Annotated in this window: 20 protein-coding genes; 14 read left to right on the top strand and 6 right to left on the bottom strand. The window is 36.2% G+C overall.

Features of this window, described 5'->3' with window-relative positions; genetic code table 11:
• Positions 1 to 188: 188 nt before the first annotated feature.
• A complete protein-coding gene (locus tag JKP34_RS09195; protein WP_201920024.1) occupies positions 189 to 797 on the bottom strand; it encodes a TetR/AcrR family transcriptional regulator in 609 nt (202 codons plus the stop codon).
• Positions 798 to 851: 54 nt separating this feature from the next.
• On the opposite strand from JKP34_RS09195, the gene JKP34_RS09190 reads away from it, so the two are divergent.
• From JKP34_RS09190 to JKP34_RS09165, 6 genes are all read left to right on the top strand, one after another.
• Complete coding sequence (locus JKP34_RS09190; RefSeq protein WP_201920021.1) at positions 852 to 1,976, top strand: FAD-dependent monooxygenase; 1,125 nt, start codon at positions 852 to 854, stop codon at positions 1,974 to 1,976.
• On the top strand, positions 1,973 to 2,437 hold the full coding sequence (locus JKP34_RS09185) for a GNAT family N-acetyltransferase (RefSeq protein WP_201920017.1): 465 nt from the start codon (positions 1,973 to 1,975) through the stop codon (positions 2,435 to 2,437). The genes JKP34_RS09190 and JKP34_RS09185 overlap by 4 nt, the downstream gene beginning before the upstream one ends.
• A 154-nt stretch (positions 2,438 to 2,591) precedes the next feature.
• Positions 2,592 to 3,143, top strand: coding sequence for a CPBP family intramembrane glutamic endopeptidase (locus tag JKP34_RS09180; protein ID WP_236664953.1), 552 nt, complete (start codon positions 2,592 to 2,594; stop codon positions 3,141 to 3,143).
• A gap of 243 nt (positions 3,144 to 3,386) precedes the next feature.
• Positions 3,387 to 4,226 (top strand): class I SAM-dependent methyltransferase, encoded by an 840-nt coding sequence (locus JKP34_RS09175; protein ID WP_201920011.1) that lies wholly within the window; start codon positions 3,387 to 3,389, stop codon positions 4,224 to 4,226.
• Entirely contained in the window at positions 4,216 to 4,431 is a 216-nt protein-coding gene (locus JKP34_RS09170) for a hypothetical protein (RefSeq protein WP_201920009.1), read from the top strand. The genes JKP34_RS09175 and JKP34_RS09170 overlap by 11 nt, the downstream gene beginning before the upstream one ends.
• Positions 4,432 to 4,706: 275 nt before the next feature.
• Positions 4,707 to 4,988 carry a DUF1272 domain-containing protein gene (locus tag JKP34_RS09165; protein ID WP_201920007.1) on the top strand — a complete coding sequence of 94 codons (282 nt, stop codon included), beginning with the start codon at positions 4,707 to 4,709 and terminating at the stop codon, positions 4,986 to 4,988.
• A gap of 11 nt (positions 4,989 to 4,999) precedes the next feature.
• Here the strand turns inward: JKP34_RS09165 and JKP34_RS09160 are convergent, their stop codons facing one another.
• A complete protein-coding gene (locus tag JKP34_RS09160; protein ID WP_201920005.1) occupies positions 5,000 to 6,187 on the bottom strand; it encodes a thiolase C-terminal domain-containing protein in 1,188 nt (395 codons plus the stop codon).
• Between the two features lie 140 nt (positions 6,188 to 6,327).
• Here JKP34_RS09160 and JKP34_RS09155 point away from each other — a divergent pair, with 140 nt between their 5' ends.
• Genes JKP34_RS09155 through JKP34_RS09145 form a run of 3 tightly spaced genes read left to right on the top strand, consistent with a single transcriptional unit; the run spans position 6,328 to position 9,362 of the window.
• Positions 6,328 to 7,815 (top strand): YfcC family protein, encoded by a 1,488-nt coding sequence (locus JKP34_RS09155; RefSeq protein WP_201920003.1) that lies wholly within the window; start codon positions 6,328 to 6,330, stop codon positions 7,813 to 7,815.
• Positions 7,812 to 8,630: an Nmad3 family putative nucleotide modification protein gene (locus tag JKP34_RS09150; RefSeq protein ID WP_201920001.1), complete on the top strand. Its 819-nt coding sequence runs from the start codon at positions 7,812 to 7,814 to the stop codon at positions 8,628 to 8,630. The genes JKP34_RS09155 and JKP34_RS09150 overlap by 4 nt, the downstream gene beginning before the upstream one ends.
• 54 nt (positions 8,631 to 8,684) lie before the next feature.
• The gene (locus JKP34_RS09145) at positions 8,685 to 9,362 is read left to right on the top strand and encodes a hypothetical protein (RefSeq protein WP_201919998.1); all 678 of its coding nucleotides are present in this window, start codon (positions 8,685 to 8,687) and stop codon (positions 9,360 to 9,362) included.
• Between the two features lie 20 nt (positions 9,363 to 9,382).
• On the opposite strand, the gene pyrE is transcribed toward JKP34_RS09145, so the two are convergent.
• Positions 9,383 to 10,027: an orotate phosphoribosyltransferase gene (pyrE, locus tag JKP34_RS09140; RefSeq protein ID WP_394368673.1), complete on the bottom strand. Its 645-nt coding sequence runs from the start codon at positions 10,025 to 10,027 to the stop codon at positions 9,383 to 9,385.
• A gap of 123 nt (positions 10,028 to 10,150) precedes the next feature.
• Here pyrE and JKP34_RS09135 point away from each other — a divergent pair, with 123 nt between their 5' ends.
• Positions 10,151 to 10,831 (top strand): NUDIX hydrolase, encoded by a 681-nt coding sequence (locus JKP34_RS09135; protein ID WP_201919994.1) that lies wholly within the window; start codon positions 10,151 to 10,153, stop codon positions 10,829 to 10,831.
• Positions 10,832 to 10,992: 161 nt separating this feature from the next.
• Positions 10,993 to 11,565, top strand: a complete 573-nt coding sequence (locus JKP34_RS09130) for a hypothetical protein (protein ID WP_201919993.1) — start codon at positions 10,993 to 10,995, stop codon at positions 11,563 to 11,565.
• Positions 11,566 to 11,617: 52 nt separating this feature from the next.
• Here JKP34_RS09130 and mdh read toward each other — a convergent pair whose 3' ends face one another.
• The 3 genes from mdh to tilS form a co-directional block, all read right to left on the bottom strand.
• Positions 11,618 to 12,538 (bottom strand): malate dehydrogenase, encoded by a 921-nt coding sequence (mdh, locus tag JKP34_RS09125; protein WP_201919991.1) that lies wholly within the window; start codon positions 12,536 to 12,538, stop codon positions 11,618 to 11,620.
• A gap of 104 nt (positions 12,539 to 12,642) precedes the next feature.
• Positions 12,643 to 13,173 (bottom strand): cyclic nucleotide-binding domain-containing protein, encoded by a 531-nt coding sequence (locus JKP34_RS09120; protein ID WP_201919989.1) that lies wholly within the window; start codon positions 13,171 to 13,173, stop codon positions 12,643 to 12,645.
• Entirely contained in the window at positions 13,160 to 14,488 is a 1,329-nt protein-coding gene (gene tilS, locus JKP34_RS09115) for a tRNA lysidine(34) synthetase TilS (RefSeq protein ID WP_201919987.1), read from the bottom strand. The genes JKP34_RS09120 and tilS overlap by 14 nt, the downstream gene beginning before the upstream one ends.
• Positions 14,489 to 14,552: 64 nt before the next feature.
• On the opposite strand from tilS, the gene JKP34_RS09110 reads away from it, so the two are divergent.
• The 3 genes from JKP34_RS09110 (at position 14,553) to JKP34_RS09100 (ending at position 17,879) form a co-directional block, all read left to right on the top strand.
• Positions 14,553 to 16,151, top strand: coding sequence for an OstA-like protein (locus JKP34_RS09110; RefSeq protein WP_201919985.1), 1,599 nt, complete (start codon positions 14,553 to 14,555; stop codon positions 16,149 to 16,151).
• 168 nt (positions 16,152 to 16,319) lie between these two features.
• Positions 16,320 to 16,973: a T9SS type A sorting domain-containing protein gene (locus JKP34_RS09105; RefSeq protein WP_201919983.1), complete on the top strand. Its 654-nt coding sequence runs from the start codon at positions 16,320 to 16,322 to the stop codon at positions 16,971 to 16,973.
• A gap of 63 nt (positions 16,974 to 17,036) precedes the next feature.
• Positions 17,037 to 17,879 (top strand): outer membrane protein assembly factor BamD, encoded by an 843-nt coding sequence (locus JKP34_RS09100; RefSeq protein WP_201919982.1) that lies wholly within the window; start codon positions 17,037 to 17,039, stop codon positions 17,877 to 17,879.
• The last annotated feature ends 1 nt before the right edge of the window (position 17,880 follow it).

The raw sequence follows: 17,880 nt of genomic DNA, 5'->3' as shown, positions 1-17,880 counted from the left end.
ATGCTTTTTTGTTTTAGAGGAAACTTATAAAAGGAATATAACAACCTAAAGTTGCTATATCTGCTGGATATAGTAACTAATAGTTTATATATTCGGGTGCTACCAGCAATAGGGCACGAAAAATGAGCAACAAACTTTAAATTAAATACACCCTAAAATCCTCCAAGAATTATCATCAATGTGGATAATTACAACGATTTAAGATACTGCTCTTTCCCTTTTTGTGTCAAGTATGGAAAAATCACCTCAAATAATAAAGAATGATAATGAGCTACTTTTGACGAACGCTCTTGGAAAAATAGGTTTGCAGAATTAATCCAATTATCACCGAGAATGTTCATGCGCTCGTAAAGTCGTTCATATTCATTTTTCAATTCCTCTTTTCTCATTAGGTCTTCAGCGATCATGTTTTGAAAAAGAAATAGAAATTGTTGCTTACGCATTTTTTGTAATGCTAAATAATGCACCTTCAATTCACTATTACTTTCCAAAACACTATGTAAATCTTGAGCAATGAATTTGTATTTGTATAGAATATTCATGGAAACCAGAGAACTTTCATATAGTAATGAAAAAACAGGCTGATCCAGTGTGATTTTCTTCATTGCTTCGTCCATTTCCTCCACTAGGTTGTAGTATAACTCCGATACAATTTCTGATTTGGTTCTGAAATGATAATTCAAGTTTCCTTGACTCATCCCAACATTAAGTGCTATCCCTCTTAATGTGACTTCATTGATCCCTTTTTCATTAAATAACTCCAAAGCTGTTTGAAGAATTCTATTCTTTGTTTTCATAAAATTAGTATACTTGACCTATTTTAGTATATTTGACCTAAAATACGATAAATAATGGAAATAGTAATCATAGGAGGTGGAATTACAGGCCTGTCAACTGCTTTGGCCTTAAATAAAGTTGGCATTCCTTCAACAGTTTACGAACAAGCTGAAAACTTGAATGAAATTGGAGCAGGTGTATGGTTACAACCCAATGCTATTCAAGTTTTACAATGGTTAGGGATCTATCGGGATATACTAAAAGAAGGGTGTTTGCTGAACAAAATGGAAATTACATACCCTAATTTAAAACCCATCAAAAGAATCAAAAATCAAGTGGTGGCGGATCGTTATGGGAATCAAACCATAGCGATTCATCGATGGAAGCTCCAGCAACTTCTCTACAATAAATGTGACCATTTGGGGATTGTAAAACTCGGAATGCCATATACAAAACACGAAACAAATAATGGTAAAATTGAAATCCATTTTAAGCATACAACCATTCAGGCAGATTTGCTTATGGGTGCAGATGGGATCAAATCAAATGTGAGGAAGTCAATGGGCCTACCTTCTGATTTTCATACTTCCGGACAAATCTGTTGCAGAGGGATAGCCAATATAGAACTACCTACTTACCTTAGAAATGAAGGAAAAGAAGTATGGGGGAATAAAGTCCGATTTGGATTTTCTCAATTATCTTCAGATTCCGTATACTTTTTTGCTGTGGTTAACAAAGAAATAGCTCCAAAGGACATTACCAAAAAATCACTATCGACACTATTTAAAGATTTTGACTTAATAGTGAAAGACATAATCGAGGCATCAGGTGACATGCACGTAGCTGAGCTTATGGATTTAAAAAGACTGAGCACATGGCATGATTCAAACACCTGCCTAATAGGTGATGCGGCTCACGCCACCACACCAAATATGGGGCAGGGAGCTTGTCAAGGTATTGAAGATGCATATTACATAAGCAACATTCTGAAAAACACTAACACTTCGTTAGCTGCTTTCAAAGCCTTCGAAAATCAGCGAAGAAAAAAAGTTGACTATGTGGTAAACAATTCGTGGACTTTTGGAAAAATGGCACATAGTACATTAGGACAACTGGCTCTCAGAGGTATTATGAAATTGACTCCTGAAAAGGTAATGAGTAAGCAAATGAATAAATTATACACTGTTGAAGGGCTATGAATCTAGCAGGATTAAGTCTTTATAAAATACCTAATAGTGCTCCTATTCCATATGAACTTTTATTACTAGCCGATGAATCAACAAATGCTATTGACAAGTACGTTCATGACTGCAAAAGTCACCTTGTAAAATATCATCTGAAGACAATTGGCGTTTGTGCCATTCAAGAAATTGACAGCCAAACGATTGAAATAAAAAATCTGGCTATAATCAACGATTATCAAAATAAGGGAATTGGGAGCTGGTGTCTTCAGGAAATCGAGAAGATTTATAAAAGAAAATATATACTTGTTGGCACTGGAGATAGCTCTTTAGATGCATTGAGGTTCTATAAGCGAAATGGTTTTGAACAAGACGCTATAAGAAAGGACTATTTTCTGGCCAACTATGATCAGGCCATTATTGAAAATGGAATACAGCTTAGGGATCAAATAGTACTAAAGAAGACGCTTATATATTGATAATATTATGATAGGAATATTAATAGCTGTTCTGATCTCTTGGTTACTTTTTTACCTTCTTGAAAAGAAAAGTGTATTAGCCTTAGGGTTACTGCCTTTTAAAAAACGGGTCACACAATTTTTAAATGGTTTTTTACTCTCGGCCTTACTCTGTTTGCTAACACAGTTTCTAGAGGCATTTCTAAAATCATCTAGCTGGGAAGTAGCTGACAATATTAACCTTCATAGCATCTTGCAATCCTCATTGTGGGATGTAAAGTCAGTATCTACAGAAGAGTTGATTTTTCGAGGAGTTCTGCTATATATTCTGATTGGAAAGGTAGGCAGCCGAAAGGGAGTCATGATATCTGCAATTGCGTTCGGAGTGTACCATTGGTTCTCTTACGGAGTTATAGGAAATGTGATGCCTATGATCTTCGTTTTTATTGGGACTGGATTAATGGGTTACGGATGGGCATGGGCGTTTGCTAAAACAAAATCTATCATGCTGCCATTTGGACTTCACCTCGGCTGGAACTTTACGTACAACACAATATTCTCTAAAGGGCCTTTGGGGGAAATGCTTCTGATCTCTCATGGTGGAAGTGAATTGGGAGATTGGGCTTCCTTATTAAACTTCCTGAGTGGATTGGTTATTGTTCCCCTTATTATCCTAGCTTATGTGCATTTATTTGTTCGTGAAAAAGGCGAAACAACTAGCCAATAATTCTTATCTTAGCCATCTGTTTTACTAACATCAAATATTATCTGAAGCCTTGCACAAAAGGCAAACTCTTCAAAAAGAGTAAACAAGACATTGGAGTTGTCTAATTCTTAATGACTGGATAATAATACCCTTCCTTGTAATCAAAAATTTACAGTAACAACCAATTGGTCATCGTACCAATTGCTTCATCATATTGCTAAATGTGACACTTCTAGCAGTCTGTTGAGATTGAATAATCATAAGATGAATAGTAAGCAGTTAATAAGTAGAGATATAGAGCTTTTTTATAGCAGAGCATCCGAAGAAACCAGACTCGACAAAGGAATGGGAGTATTCGAGTTTGAAAGAATTAAGTCACTAATTGAAAAATATATAAACTCCCCATCTTCCACCATAATTGATGTGGGTGGTGGGACAGGTAAATATTCCGAATGGCTGGCAAAAAAAGGGCACAACGTTCACTTAGTAGAACCAGTACTCAAGCATGTTCACCTGGCCAGAAACCGAGCGAACAAATTGAAAAACAAATTTACTGTTCAGTTAGGTGAATCCCGTAATCTTGATTTACCTGACCAATTTGCAGATATGGTTATTTTACATGGTCCTCTATACCACCTCCAAAGAAAAGAAGATAGAGAGCGAACCATTAGTGAAGCACAAAGGGTTGCGAAAAAAGGTGGTGTTATACTAGGGTTTGCAATAAACTATACTGCTTCAACTCTCGTGGGTCTTTTAAACGGTATGATCCATAAAAAACCATTTTTTAGCCTCTGCGAGAAAGAATTAACAAGTGGAATTCATAACCCTCCTGATGATTTCCCATGGCTCTTGGCAGAAGCATATTACCATAAACCGGAGGAATTAAAAGACGAATTTCTTGGACAAAATCTAATACACCTCAACACTTATGCTATTGAAGGTATGATTTGGTTAGATAAAGATTTTTTTGGAAATATGATGAATGGTAAAAAAAGAGAAACACTTAAGAACCTTCTCCGAATCACAGAAAATGACAGGACTCTCTTACCATTTAGTCCACATATGATGATTGCTACACGAAAACAACCGAATTATGAAAAATAAAAATCAGTATTACATTGCCCTGAAAGAAGATAATGGTCAATTGAATGAAATTGATTTAGGAGAAAAACTTGGATTTAATGAGGAAGAAACAAGGCTAATTATTATGAAGCTTTTGTCCGAACATAAAATCGAGTACATAGAAAACGGGACATGTAATTACAGCACAATGAAAAGGTCAAAAGGAAAGAATCATGAAAAAAGCTAGTAACATATGCTAAAATCCATAGGCTTAGTGAGGTACTTGCAAAGTTTTGCGGGACAGGATACTTTGCCGATAATTACAAGTGTCCAGCCTACGGATTTTAGCTGGTCGTTACCTTTCCCGTATTATCCCCAAAAATTCACCCCAACAATACCTTTGCTGTTTCAAATGGGCTATGTATTTTCGTAGGCAGTAATAAGCCATGCAGTTTCAACGACAATTCTTTGAGGACCATGAGTAACCTGTTAATTTTAATTCATATTTACTGATAAAAAAGTATGCTTGAAATAAGAACCACCTGTGAGAATTGTGAAAAGCCACTTCCAAATGATAGCATTGAAGCTATGATCTGCACTTATGAGTGCACATTTTGTAAAGATTGTGTAGATAATATTTTATTCAACGTCTGCCCTAATTGTGGTGGCGGATTTGAAAAGAGACCAACACGGCCAAAAGCAGAACTGAAAAAGCATCCTGTCAAAAAAGCACTTGTATATAAACCTGTAATTAAAAACCCTTTTTTAGATCAATATAAAGACACTGATCCTAGAGAGAGGTAGCTATACGAGCACTACTTCCTCTCTAAAATACTCACCGCATTGGAAGTTCCTGAACCACCTATATTCACTACCATTCCTCTTTGAGCATTTTCCTTTTGAATGCCCCAGGCCTGTCCCATCAATTGTTTATAAATGGCTGCATGCATAGCAACACCTGTAGCTCCAATCGGGTGACCTTTGGCTTTCAATCCTCCTGATAAATTAACAGGTAATTTACCTTTTGGTCCAACCATTCCACTTTCAATAGCTTCAAATTCTCTGCCTGCCGGAGTTAACCCCATAGCACTGTATAAAACCATTTCGGTAATAGTGAAGCAATCGTGTATCTCAGCTACATCCATATGATCTATCTTCATGCCTGCATCTTGCAGGCATTGCTTCACAGCATAAGAAGCCCCTTCCAGAAAATGATCAGACTTATTTTTCCCAAAGCTATCGAGATAATCAGCTGCGCTGTAGAAGCTTTTAAAAGTAACTGCCTCATCATTTTGCAAATCAGCCGCCTCAAGCACCAGTGCAGCAGCACCATCAGAAACCAAAGAGCAGTCATGCAGTCGCAATGGGAAATTAATCATCGGATTTTTCTCATCTGGTATGGATAATATCTCTTCAGCAGTTCTTGGTTTTTGCAACTGCGCCAAGGGATTTTCAGCCGCATTACTATAAGCTTTGGCTGAAATTTGAGCCAACCACGATCTTAGTTGTTCTTCGGTGAAATTATATTGCCTCATCCAGCCTTTAGCCAAATCAGCAAACATACAGGGCGCATTTACTGCCTTATTACCCTCTTCTGGCCAATAGGTAGCCATAGCCAATGCTTCAGTAACGCCTTTGATATCAAGCGCAGTCATCTTCTCCACTCCTACTACCAAAGCACGTTTCATCATACCAGACTTAATAGCCATAATCGCCATGTGAATAGCAGAAGAACCAGAAGAACAAGCTGTTTCTGTTCTGTACATCGGTTTATGGCGCAGTTCAGGAATAGCATTCACTCCATAAGAAGCAATATTCTCCTGATTATTAAAGGCTCCTCCACTGTAGTTACCAACAAAAATACCATCGATGGCCCCAGCCTCAGTTTGAGCATCTTCCAATGCACCTTTAGCTGCTTGCTCATACAAAGAATATAAAGTCTCTTGCTCTAGTTTACCAAAAGCTGAGTGATATGCACCGATAATATTAACGCCTAAATCCATCTATTTTAATTTTAAAGACAATTTATGAAATGCTGCTTGGAATAAAAGCCAACTACTTTGATTATCTCTGTAAGTTATACTTAGCTTAACCTATTTTTCTATATTTGAATTTCTCGATTATCTTAAAGCAAATAGCAGAAATGAAATTCCCAGCAGCACAAAGTATCCTTTTAATCATCGCAGGGCTAGTAGCTTTGTTAACCTGGCTTATTCCTGCAGGAAGTTATAATAGCCTAAGCTATGAGGCTTCTACTGAAATGTTTAGCGTGCAAACTGCAGATTCCAGCTACTCTATACCTGCCTCTCAAGCCAGCCTGGAGCAGCTTAATATCAAGATTCCATTGGAGAAATTTACCAGTGGAGCCATTTATAAACCTATTAGCATACCAGGTACCTATCAAGAGCTTGCCAGTAAACCTCAGGGTGTTTTCGAATTTTTATCAGCACCGATGAAAGGGATTATAGAAGCTGCTGACATCATCTTTTTAGTTTTAATCATTGGCGGAATTATTGGCATCATGAATGCCACTGGAGCCTTCAATGCTGGCATGGGATGGCTTTCTAAAGTACTAAAAGGAAAAGAATTCCTGTTGATTATTTTTACCACTTTATTGATTTCTTTGGGAGGAAGTACCTTCGGCTTAGCTGAAGAAACACTCGCCTTCTACCCTATTCTGATTCCTATTTTTGTGGCAGCAGGCTATGATACCATGGTAGGCCTTGCCAGCATCTTTCTGGGATCGGCCATTGGGGTAATGTGCAGTACAGTAAATCCTTTTGCTACCATTATTGCATCAGATGCCGCTGGTATAAGCTGGACAAGTGGCCTGGAAGGGAGGCTTTTGGTGTATGTAATATGCATATCAATAACTATTATTTACATACTCATTTATGCCAGGCGAGTTAAAAACAATCCTGAGAAGTCTTTAACCGATAGAGAAGCTACCAACACTTTAGCCTATGTAAAAGAGGCTGGAAAGGCAAACAATATAGCGCTTACTGTAAGGCTAAGATTCATTCTACTCATTTTTACAACCTGCTTCGTCATTATGATTTTAGGTGTTTCCCGATGGGGTTGGTGGTACATAGAAATGACCACTGTCTTTTTTACCGGAGCTATTATGATTGGCTTCATATCTAAGATGAAGGAAAACAATTTTATTCAATCATTCATGCAAGGTGCTGGAGATTTACTAGGCGTTACATTTATCATTGGCCTGGCAAGAGGTATTACCATTTTAATGAATGATGGCTTGATAAGTGACAGCATCCTCTTCTACGCAAGTGAGCTTACTTCAGGAATGAATAAAGGCGTGTTTGTAAACGTACTGTTTTTCATCTATCAAGGCTTAACATTCTTTATTCCTTCAAGTTCGGGGATGGCCGTTTTAACCATGCCTATCATTTCTCCTTTGGCTGACAGTGCCAATATAGGACGAGAAGTAATTGTAAATGCCTACCAACTTGGTAATGGTTTATTCAATAGTGTGAGTCCTACCGGATTGGTCTTGGCTTCTCTTGGTTTGGTAAAAATCAGTTATGATAAATATCTAAAGTTTCTGTTACCACTATACGCCATTCTAGCCCTTGTCGGGATGATTTTTCTTACCATACTGAGTTATTCATGAAAATCATTCTAAGCAGAAAAGGATTTGACAACCAGTACGGAAAGCAAGCCAGTCCTATTTTGCCAGATGGTACTTTATTGTCTTTACCTATTCCTTTAGCTGAAGAAGCTGTTCAGTTAACTGATTTAATACATAAGGATCAAAGCTATTACAACATCATTAAAAGCTTGAAACCTAACACCCATCTTAAAGCTGAAAGTACATGTCATTTAGATCCTGATTTAAGAAAAGAAGCACTTCCCAGAAAGCAATCCTGGCAACCAACTTTTGGACAAGCTGATGGTGCGCTTGGCCATTTAATTAATAATGATATTAGAAAAGATGATCTATTCCTTTTCTTTGGTACTTTTCGGCAAACAGCCTATATAAATGGAAAGTTAAGCTATGTAAAAGATGCACCTGATCAACATTTGATTTATGCTTACTTCCAAGTAAGTAAGCTTCATACAGACAATGAGTCTCTAAAGAAACATTTTGCTGATCATCCTCATGCGGCACCTCGGTATTTAGCTAAAAACTTAAATGGCATTTTTGAAGCTAATGAGAACCTAAGCTTTGCACCAGCCTTCAGCGGATCAAGTTCATTCACTTTCTCTAAAGATTTAGTATTGACCAAGCAGGGATACTCAAAAAGCAGATGGCAACTACCCGATATTTTTGAAGACGCACGCATCACTTATCATTCTAAGAATTCCTTTAAAGCGCATTATTTCCAGTCAGCTGCTAAAGGGCAAGAATTTATTATATCGGGAAGCAAGGTTGTAGAAAATTGGGCTAAAAACCTGATTATTAAAAATGTGAAAAGAAAGAATTAAATTTTGTTCTTAATTGATTCAATATTCTCACAAGAATATGTTTAAATTCAAAACATGAGGATTATACTCACCATCATATTAGTGTCTCTCTTTACAGTACAGCTCTTCGCTCAGCAAGATAGCACCGCCTACAAATTAATAGGTCTGGGGTTTGGAGCTAGCCTCGCTAAAACTGACCTGTCAGATGGTTATGAAAAACCTTCACAGACTTTTAATCTATTTCTTCAGTTTGACAAAAACGAAAAGAAATTGACAGGAGCCATACATCTGAATATTGGGCAGATAGTCTCGGAAAATCCAGAAGGTAAATTCATCGACCGTAGTGAATTCAATATCAACAGCTTTGCGCTTACCAACTTTCAAAGCTTGCATTTTGAAGCTATATACCATATCATCCGTAAAGAAAACTGGGCCATTTCAATAGCTCAAGGATTCGGCTTCATGCGTTTTAATGTGTATGATAGGCTTAATAATCCTCTGATAGATCAGCTCGATTCAAGAGCAGCAGGAGAAAGCTATACAGGTTTCAGTGTAATGCTTCCTACCAGCATTTCGGCTCATTATCTTTTTGAGAACAACTTTGGCATTAAAGCACGCTTCGGTCTTATGAACACGCAAAACGATTATTTAGACAATATCTCCACCTTCGGAAATGCAGATAATAACGACAATATTTTAAGCATTCAGCTCGCTCTTATCAAGCGGTTCAGCAGTATTGAGCTATTCGATTAAGACAAGAAGGTACCACACTACTATTTACCCCAATCAGCAGGGTTAGCTCTCCACTCTTTTAAAGTGGTTTCATCTTTTTGCTCAATTACGTTCATCTTCAAAGCCTTTTCAAGCAAGTATTCATAATTGCTAAGGCAAACTAATTCAACATTTGCCTTTTGGAAGTTATCTTCTGCAAGATCAAATCCATAAGTAAAAATGGCAGCCATACCTAATACTTTACCTCCAGCTTCTTCCACCGCTTTTGCAGCCTTCAGGGAGCTGCCACCTGTAGAAACCAAATCTTCCACAAGCACCACCTTTTGTCCTTTATCTACTTTACCTTCAATCATATTTTCCATTCCGTGTCCCTTTGGTTTGGAACGCACATAAAGAAAAGGTAAATCAAGTGCATCAGCCACTAAAGCTCCTTGCGGAATACCAGCCGTAGCTACTCCAGCAATAGCTTCTACATCTGGATAATTCGCCTTTACTTGCTTCACTAAAAAATCCTTGATAATACTTCTGGTTTCAGGAAACGATAGTGACAACCTATTATCGCAATAAATGGGTGACTTCCACCCTGACGCCCATGTAAACGGCTTTTCAGGTTGAATTTTAATAGCTCCAACATTCAATAATTGTTCGGCAACAGCGTGTGCAGTATCTGCAGAAGCAAGCTTAATCATATAAAAGTTTTTTTCGATTTAGGATATGAAGCAAAGTTAAAGGAAATAATTTCTTTATTAATTGTACCATTGAATTTGCGAACCTATTTATATTACTTTATTTGCAGAAAATTAAAGTGCATGAAGATTTTTATAGATGATGTTCCTGTGTACCTGGTACCAATGGAGCAAACAATTGATAGAGAACATTATGACCTTATTATTGACGCCTCTAAAGAAAAAGTGCGTTTTGATGAACTAATCGATGATGTTTTAATCAGAAAGGCTGATATCAGCCTGATTATGGATTTCTATAATTTTCAATGTCAGGACAATAACAAACGCCTTGACTCACTCACTTTTAAGGTGCATAATTATGATGAGGTGGTAAAGGCTTTCAAAAAGGAATTTAAAATTGTGAAAGCTGCTGGGGGTATAGTTACAAAATCTAACAAAATACTATTCATCTATAGACTTAAAAAGTGGGATTTACCTAAAGGGAAACTTGAGAAAAAAGAAGATTTCGAAGTGGCAGCAGTTCGTGAAGTGGAAGAGGAATGTAACGTAAAAGTTATTTTAGGAAAGCATATCTGCAAAACCTGGCACACCTACACCAGAAATGGCAAAAATCACCTCAAGAAAACCATGTGGTATAAGATGTCATTACTCAGCGACTCCAAAATGAAGCCACAAAAAAGCGAAGGTATTGAAAAACTTATTTGGGTAGGGAAAGACGAAATGCGAGCAGTATTACTTAAAACCTACAGAAGCATCCGCTATGTGATGAAGAAATTCCACGAGCACGAAGAGTCTTTGGTGTAGTATTACAAGTTTAAAACTTTAAGGTTATATTAAATAACATACCAATAAGCCTATTGGTACAGTTGTTGGTATGGTGGTTAATAAACAACCTAATGAAAACTGCCTTTACCCCTTTAACTCTTTTTATAATATCCTCTGTTCTTCTTTCAGGCTGTATAAGTATGCAATCTGCTATAAACCGCTTTGACAGATTTAATACACAATTTGATCCTGCAAAAGATGAATATAGACAACGGCTGGAACTCACACATTATCCATCAACCTTCTCCGAAGATTCATATGATAAGGCAAAGCAGCTATTTATTAAAACTTCATCAGCTGATACAATAGGAAAACTAAAAGCCTATGACATATTGCAATTAAATAATGTAATAGGTAATTATAATTTAGAATCTACAGCTTATGTAATATTAGATGAGCGACCATTCAAGCTATCCTTACAAAACATTGATTATCAGAATTTGCAAAATATCGAATCTAATACAGAAGAGGTATTAACAGCAGATTCAACTGAAATTGAAATAATTACTGATTACAACATTGAGCGTTCGAGATATATCTCTACTAATTACGATATATCATATGAATTGCAAACTGAGATATTAAAGACAGAACAACTTTTGATAAGGTTTTATTTAGGCCCATTAATGGTTGATTATCGATATAGTCAAACTCAGCTTAGAAGGCTAAAGGAATTAATAAGCACAAAGCCGGAAAATAATAGCGAGCCATAAAAAAACCCAGACATTACTGTCTGGGTTTATCATTTCTTTAAAATGCTTTTGTTTACAGCAAGCCGTTAGTTTTTCTTACAGCTTCAGCACTTTCTTGTAACTTTGCTTTCTCAGCATCATCTAAATCGATTTCAACAATTTTGTTGATACCATTCTTACCGATTAATGCTGGAACTCCAATACAAATATCCTTTAATCCGTACTCACCATCTAGCAAGCAAGAGCATGGGAACATTTTATTAGCATCATTCGCGATAGCCTGTACCATAGCCGATACAGCTGCTCCTGGTGCATACCATGCGGAAGTTCCTAATAATTTAGTAAGTGTAGCACCGCCAACTTTAGTTTCTTCTCTCACATAGTCCATTTGCTCTTGGCTTAAGAACTCAGAAACAGGAACCGAATTTCTGGTAGCTAGTCTGGTTAGTGGTAACATACCAGTATCGGAGTGTCCACCTATCACCATACCATCTACATCAGATGCTGGGCATTCTAAAGCTTCAGCCAGTCTGTATTTAAAACGAGCAGAATCCAATGCACCACCCATACCGATGATTCTATTTTTCGGTAAGCCAGTAGCTTGATGTGCCAAATAAGTCATGGTATCCATTGGGTTAGATACAACGATGATGGTAACATCAGGAGAATGCTTGATTAGGTTTTCAGCAACAGACTTCACAATACCTGCATTTGTAGAGATTAATTCTTCTCTGGTCATACCTGGCTTTCTAGGTATACCTGAGGTAATTACTGCAACATCACTATTAGCAGTTGCTGAATAGTCATTAGTAACTCCCGTTATTTTAGTATCAAAGCTGTTTAATGAAGCAGTTTGCATTAAATCCATCGCTTTACCTTCGGCAAAACCTTCTTTAATGTCAACTAAAACAACTTCAGCTGCAAAGTCTTTTATGGCAATATATTCAGCGCAGCTTGCTCCTACTGCACCAGCTCCTACTACGGTAACTTTCATTTTTATAGTGGTTTATAGTTAATTAATTGTTTCTGTGCCCGAAATTACGAAAAGAACTAAGTAGATAAAATTTCTTTGCAAACGATTGTTATGCATGCCTACAATTATTTTCTTTTCCCATACACATCTCCTAAATCGAAAAAGCCGAAATTTGTTTTATAAGCTGAAAATAATCTGTGCATGTAATTATTCTGCTGCTTCATGTACGACTCCAATACTTTCGCTTTGATTTTAGGATAATGATTAAATATTTCGAAAAGGTTAATTTGGGGAATTACATAAATCTGAGCCTTTTCAGAGGTAATGATGGCATTATAGATTCTGGTACTTTCCTCCAGAAGTGCATCATCACCGAAAGATGTACCACTACTCAAGTGGCCAATAGTTTCAAATCGCTCTTTCATATCAATTGATAAAGCCAGCTCACCTTTATGCAATAAGTATAATGCCTGGCTCGGATCTCCTCTAAAAAATACAACTTCATTTTCCCGGTAGGTACGCATATGCATAAAGGGTATAAAATGGGCCAACTGCGTAAAACTTAAACTCTCAAAAAGCGGCATACTTTTCAGAAACCTGAAAAGTACTAACTCTCTGTTGGTAAAAGTCTTTTTAAAGGGATTAAGAATCTTCATGAGAACTATATTCTATTCGTAAAATATGACGAGTTTGTTCTGTTACCTTGAAAGGATCAGCTACTCTATATCCAATTAGCCAAACTATTTCATTATCTGAACAAAGCACCAATTGTCTATCCTTTAAAGATAAGGGTACTTTAACATCAATTAAATAATCGCTCACCTTTTTTTGACCTTGCATCCCTAAAGGCTGGAATTTATCTCCTTTCTGCCATTTTCTCACTTGCAGTTCCTTATTGAGTTTGTCCAAATCTAAAAGAGCTACTTTTGGATTCTTATCTATGGTAAATTTCTCCTTCTCAAGCTTAGTAAGCTTTAATTCAAATAATTGCTTGGCCACTGTCTTTTCTTCAGAACTAAAAGTTAAACCCTCAAAAGTTTCCCATCCAATGGATAAGCTGGTGATAAGAATCTCATCACGATCAATATTGATTTTATAATCCGCATTACTGAGGATAGCTCCAGTAGTTGACCACTCAATGCTCTTTAATTGCGGATAACTAAAACCAAATTCTACTAAGAATTCAGCTAGTACTTCTACTGCGTAAGGATGACTTAAAAGTTCTTTATTAATGTGATGGATACCTTTCTCTTTGTGAAAATATTGTCTTCTAAGGTTTTCAACCATCTCATCAAAAGCATAAGCCGCAGCCTGTAACCTACGTGCTGTATGATTGAAATTTTTGAGCAATGAAGGATTTTGTCCTTTTAGAATGGGAGTTACATGATGCCTAATTTCATTTCGTTTGTAATCATCAGATGCATTTGAGCTATCTTCACGCCACTCAATTTCATGCTCAATTGCATAATTTGTAATAGATCTCTTTTCAGCAAACAATAGTGGCCTAATTACATTCCCGTGCTTTGGAAGAATCCCTTTAGCACCATGTACACCAGTTCCTCTAGTCAGGTTGAGCAGAATGGTTTCCAATGAATCTTCAGCATGATGAGCAGTTAGCAAATAATCAAAATCTCCTTCTTCAATTATTTCTTCAAACCATTGATAGCGAAGATCTCTCGCCTGCATTTGAGTAGATTCGGATGCCTTCCCCTTTTTGATATCCACCTTTTTAATGAAACATTTTACACCAAGGCTGTTAGCCAACTCCTCTACAAAGAATTGATCTTTTTTAGAATCATCTCCTCTCAACTGAAAATTCATGTGGGCTAAAGAAAAATCATAACCCGATTTTTTTAAAAGGTGCGCAAGCACAACAGAATCTACTCCACCACTAATGGCAAGCAATAGTTTGTGATTCCGATTAAATAGCTTTTCTTCCGTAATAAATGCTAAAAAGCGTGATGCAAGCATTATTCTTTTTTAAAAATTGTAGTTTTGCACAAATTTTGCTCTTAGAGCATGCAAAAGTAAAAGTATGAACTTCCAACGAATATTATTCCTGGGCTTAGGCTTAATCTTATCATTTTCTGCATTGGCACAGCGCAACGGTGTTAAATACGGTTCTAGTGGCTACTCAGAAACAGTAAACCGTGGAAAAGATAGATTTACACGCTTAGTGGATGATGTTTGGTTTGACATAAAAGAAAAAGACACTCGAATAACAGGAGACTCTTCACTCTATTACGACAAGCAAGGAATCATGATTGTATACGGTGATGTGGTTATTAAAGAGGGTGACTCAACCACAATTACAGCAGGTGAGTTGCATTACTTAATGAAGGACAACAAAACTGAGTTAAGAAAAAATGTCCGATATACAGATGGTAGAATTGTATTGACCACTAACTATTTAGATTACTTTACTGATACTGAAGATGCACGCTTTTACAATGGTGGTAAAATTGTAGATGGTGAAACTACCTTAACCGCTGAAGATGCTTATGTGGTAAATGCAGAAGACCTCATTAAATTTTATAAGGATGTAGACTTAAAAAGTCCCGAATACAACCTAAAAACTGACACACTCTTTTACGATCGTACTACCAAAATAGCTACCACTTATGGGCCAACACAAACCATTCTTGAAGATGGGGAAGTTGTTGATGCCAAAGAAGGAGGACAATTCTACACTGCTAGCAAAAGAGTGAAGTATCAGGAAGGTAAAATCACCACTGAGAGTTACGAAATTTTTGGTGATGATCTGTTCTTCGATGAAATCAAAAATGAATCGCAAGCCAAAGGCAATGTTAAAGTTATTTCTGAAGAAAATAACATCATCATATTGGGTGAAGAAGCTTCTACCAAGAAAGAAAGTGGCATAACCAAAATTTGGGGAAATCCGGTATTGAAGCAAATGGTTGAAAATGATACTTTGTACCTAACTGCAGATACTCTTATCTCTATAGATTCGGAATTTGATTCTTTAAGTAGATTGCTAGCCTATAACAATGTTAAAATCTTCAAATCTGATTTACAAGGTGTTGCCGATTCCATGGCCTATAAAATGCAAGACTCCATGATCTTCTTTTATGAATCTCCCATTCTATGGAGTGATCAAAATCAAATTACAGGTGACACTATAGATATTACCATCCTTAATGGTAAAATGGACCGTCTCAATGTAAAAACAAAAGCTTTTACCATAAGTAAAGATACTGTTGGCAATTTTAATCAAATCAAAGGAAGAGATATGGTTGCCCATCTTAAAAACGACCAAATGGACAAAATCTACGTTTATGGCAATGGTGAAGCACTCTATTTTGCACTTGATGAAAAAGATAATTCCCTCATAGGCTTAAACAAAATTCTTTGTAGCGATATGAAGTTATATTTTGTAGATGGTGAAATGAATAATATTACCTTTTACAAAGATCCTGAAGGTAAGTTTATACCACCTCATGAAATTGAAGAACCCGAAACACGCCTGAAGGATTTTCAATGGCTCATTGAAAGACAACCTACTAAAAAACAAGTGCTTGGTAAGTATTTTTATGAGCAAGCACCTGTAAAAGAGGCACTTCCCGCACCTGATAAACAAATTAACCCAGACCCGGTTAGTTTAGAAAAAGATTAGCAAAGCCAATCCAAACGAAGTATTTCAAGGATTATTACATAGTTGGTTAATTAATTAGGTGATTTCTAGGCATTTCTAATTTTTTTATTATATTTTTACTAAAGAAAATTACAATACTTCTTTACTCGTTTGAGATTTTTAATAACCATATTGCTTTTCACTATTACAATGGGCGCACTTAAGGCCCAGGATTTTGAAGTAATAGGTTTGAATAAAGAGTTAGAAACAAATCTTCAGTCCATCAAAAGCAGCAAATTTACAATTAAGAATATTTCAAGCTTTAATAAGGAATTATCCGTTTCATTGGATCAGAAATTACTTTTAGGCGGTAGCAATGCTGTTTTATGTTATAATGGTAACTGTAATTCTTCAAGTATTATTATTAAGTTAGACGGCAACAGTACTTCAGATGACATTGAGCTGATCCTAAGAGGTGGTCTTACTGAGTTTAAAAGTAGTATACCACTTGAGATAAAAGATTTAAACTACAGAAAAGATTTAATACTAGATTTAAATATCGCTGTTTCTAATAAAATTCAGGATGAAATTTTCTTTAAGAATGATAATTTCACTGTAAATAACTTCTACCCTAATCCTGCTATTGATCAGGCTATTATGCATTATTCATTAAGTAATGATGGTAGCCAAACCAAAATTGTGCTGCAAAATGTTCTTGGCAGCATTATAAAGGAATATAAGCTTGATCCAAGAGAGAATGAACTGCAATTAGATACTGAGCAATTAAAGCCTGGTGTTTATTTCTATACCCTGCTCATCAATGATGAAGGACTAGCCACTAGAAAATTAATTGTAAAGAAATAAGTACCAATCCAATCTTTTCTAAGGCAATACGTTTGAATTAAAATTGTTCAATACATAAAACAAATGTATCTTTGCACCCTTATGCGTATTTCGTCAAAAAACATATTATTTACAGTACTTATTTCAGTGCTACTTGCTAGCTGCAGTGATTTCAGAAAGCTTCAAAAAAGCGATGACTGGGAAAAGAAATATGACGCAGCCATCAAGTATTATGAAAGCAAAGATTACTATAGATCAAGCGTATTATTAGAGCAAATTCTACCTATTATAAAAGGTTCAGCAAAAGCTGAAAAGGCGAATTTTATTTATGCCTATACCTATTATTATGAAGAATCTTATCTTTTAGCGTCCCATTACTTCAAAACCTTTTATGAAACCTACGGTAGAAGTGATTTTGCCGAAGAAGCGCGCTTTATGTATGGATATTCATTATTCAAAGATTCACCAAGGTATAATTTAGAGCAAACAAGTACCAAAGAAGCTATTGTAGCGCTTCAAGGATTTATAAACAGATACCCTTCTTCTGAGTTTGTTCCTAAAGCAGAAGATGCGTTGAATGAACTTCAGCAGAAATTAGAGAAAAAAGCCTACGAAAATGCTTTACTCTACTATAAATTAAGGAAGTTCATGACTGGCGAGTACTTAAAAGCCGCTTTGGTAGCTTTTGATAACTTCCAGAATAATTATCCTGACTCAGAATATATTGAAGAAATAAGGTATCTTGAAATTGAGGCCATGTATAAGCTGGCCGATGTGAGTATTCAAAGCAAAAAGAAAGAGCGTTTTACCGAAGCGCTAGATTATTATCAAGACTATATTGAAGATTACCCTAGTGGAGAATATCTTCGTAAAGCTGAAGACATCTACGAAGACGCATTAAATAAATTACGAAAATTAAATATTTAAT

Source organism: Marivirga atlantica (assembly GCF_016734805.1).
GTDB lineage: Bacteria > Bacteroidota > Bacteroidia > Cytophagales > Cyclobacteriaceae > Marivirga > Marivirga atlantica.
This window is presented reverse-complemented; position numbering and strand designations above follow the sequence as displayed.

Bases quoted from the DNA above. Each gene is read 5' to 3' on its own strand.
- JKP34_RS09195 (WP_201920024.1), bottom strand. From the start codon at position 797: ATGAAAACAAAGAATAGAATTCTTCAAACAGCTTTGGAGTTATTTAAT.
- JKP34_RS09190 (WP_201920021.1), top strand. From the start codon at position 852: ATGGAAATAGTAATCATAGGAGGTGGAATTACAGGCCTGTCAACTGCT.
- JKP34_RS09185 (WP_201920017.1), top strand. From the start codon at position 1,973: ATGAATCTAGCAGGATTAAGTCTTTATAAAATACCTAATAGTGCTCCT.
- JKP34_RS09175 (WP_201920011.1), top strand. From the start codon at position 3,387: ATGAATAGTAAGCAGTTAATAAGTAGAGATATAGAGCTTTTTTATAGC.
- JKP34_RS09170 (WP_201920009.1), top strand. From the start codon at position 4,216: ATGAAAAATAAAAATCAGTATTACATTGCCCTGAAAGAAGATAATGGT.
- JKP34_RS09165 (WP_201920007.1), top strand. From the start codon at position 4,707: ATGCTTGAAATAAGAACCACCTGTGAGAATTGTGAAAAGCCACTTCCA.
- JKP34_RS09160 (WP_201920005.1), bottom strand. From the start codon at position 6,187: ATGGATTTAGGCGTTAATATTATCGGTGCATATCACTCAGCTTTTGGT.
- JKP34_RS09155 (WP_201920003.1), top strand. From the start codon at position 6,328: ATGAAATTCCCAGCAGCACAAAGTATCCTTTTAATCATCGCAGGGCTA.
- JKP34_RS09150 (WP_201920001.1), top strand. From the start codon at position 7,812: ATGAAAATCATTCTAAGCAGAAAAGGATTTGACAACCAGTACGGAAAG.
- JKP34_RS09145 (WP_201919998.1), top strand. From the start codon at position 8,685: ATGAGGATTATACTCACCATCATATTAGTGTCTCTCTTTACAGTACAG.
- JKP34_RS09135 (WP_201919994.1), top strand. From the start codon at position 10,151: ATGAAGATTTTTATAGATGATGTTCCTGTGTACCTGGTACCAATGGAG.
- JKP34_RS09130 (WP_201919993.1), top strand. From the start codon at position 10,993: ATGCAATCTGCTATAAACCGCTTTGACAGATTTAATACACAATTTGAT.
- mdh (WP_201919991.1), bottom strand. From the start codon at position 12,538: ATGAAAGTTACCGTAGTAGGAGCTGGTGCAGTAGGAGCAAGCTGCGCT.
- JKP34_RS09120 (WP_201919989.1), bottom strand. From the start codon at position 13,173: ATGAAGATTCTTAATCCCTTTAAAAAGACTTTTACCAACAGAGAGTTA.
- tilS (WP_201919987.1), bottom strand. From the start codon at position 14,488: ATGCTTGCATCACGCTTTTTAGCATTTATTACGGAAGAAAAGCTATTT.
- JKP34_RS09110 (WP_201919985.1), top strand. From the start codon at position 14,553: ATGAACTTCCAACGAATATTATTCCTGGGCTTAGGCTTAATCTTATCA.
- JKP34_RS09105 (WP_201919983.1), top strand. From the start codon at position 16,320: ATGGGCGCACTTAAGGCCCAGGATTTTGAAGTAATAGGTTTGAATAAA.
- JKP34_RS09100 (WP_201919982.1), top strand. From the start codon at position 17,037: ATGTATCTTTGCACCCTTATGCGTATTTCGTCAAAAAACATATTATTT.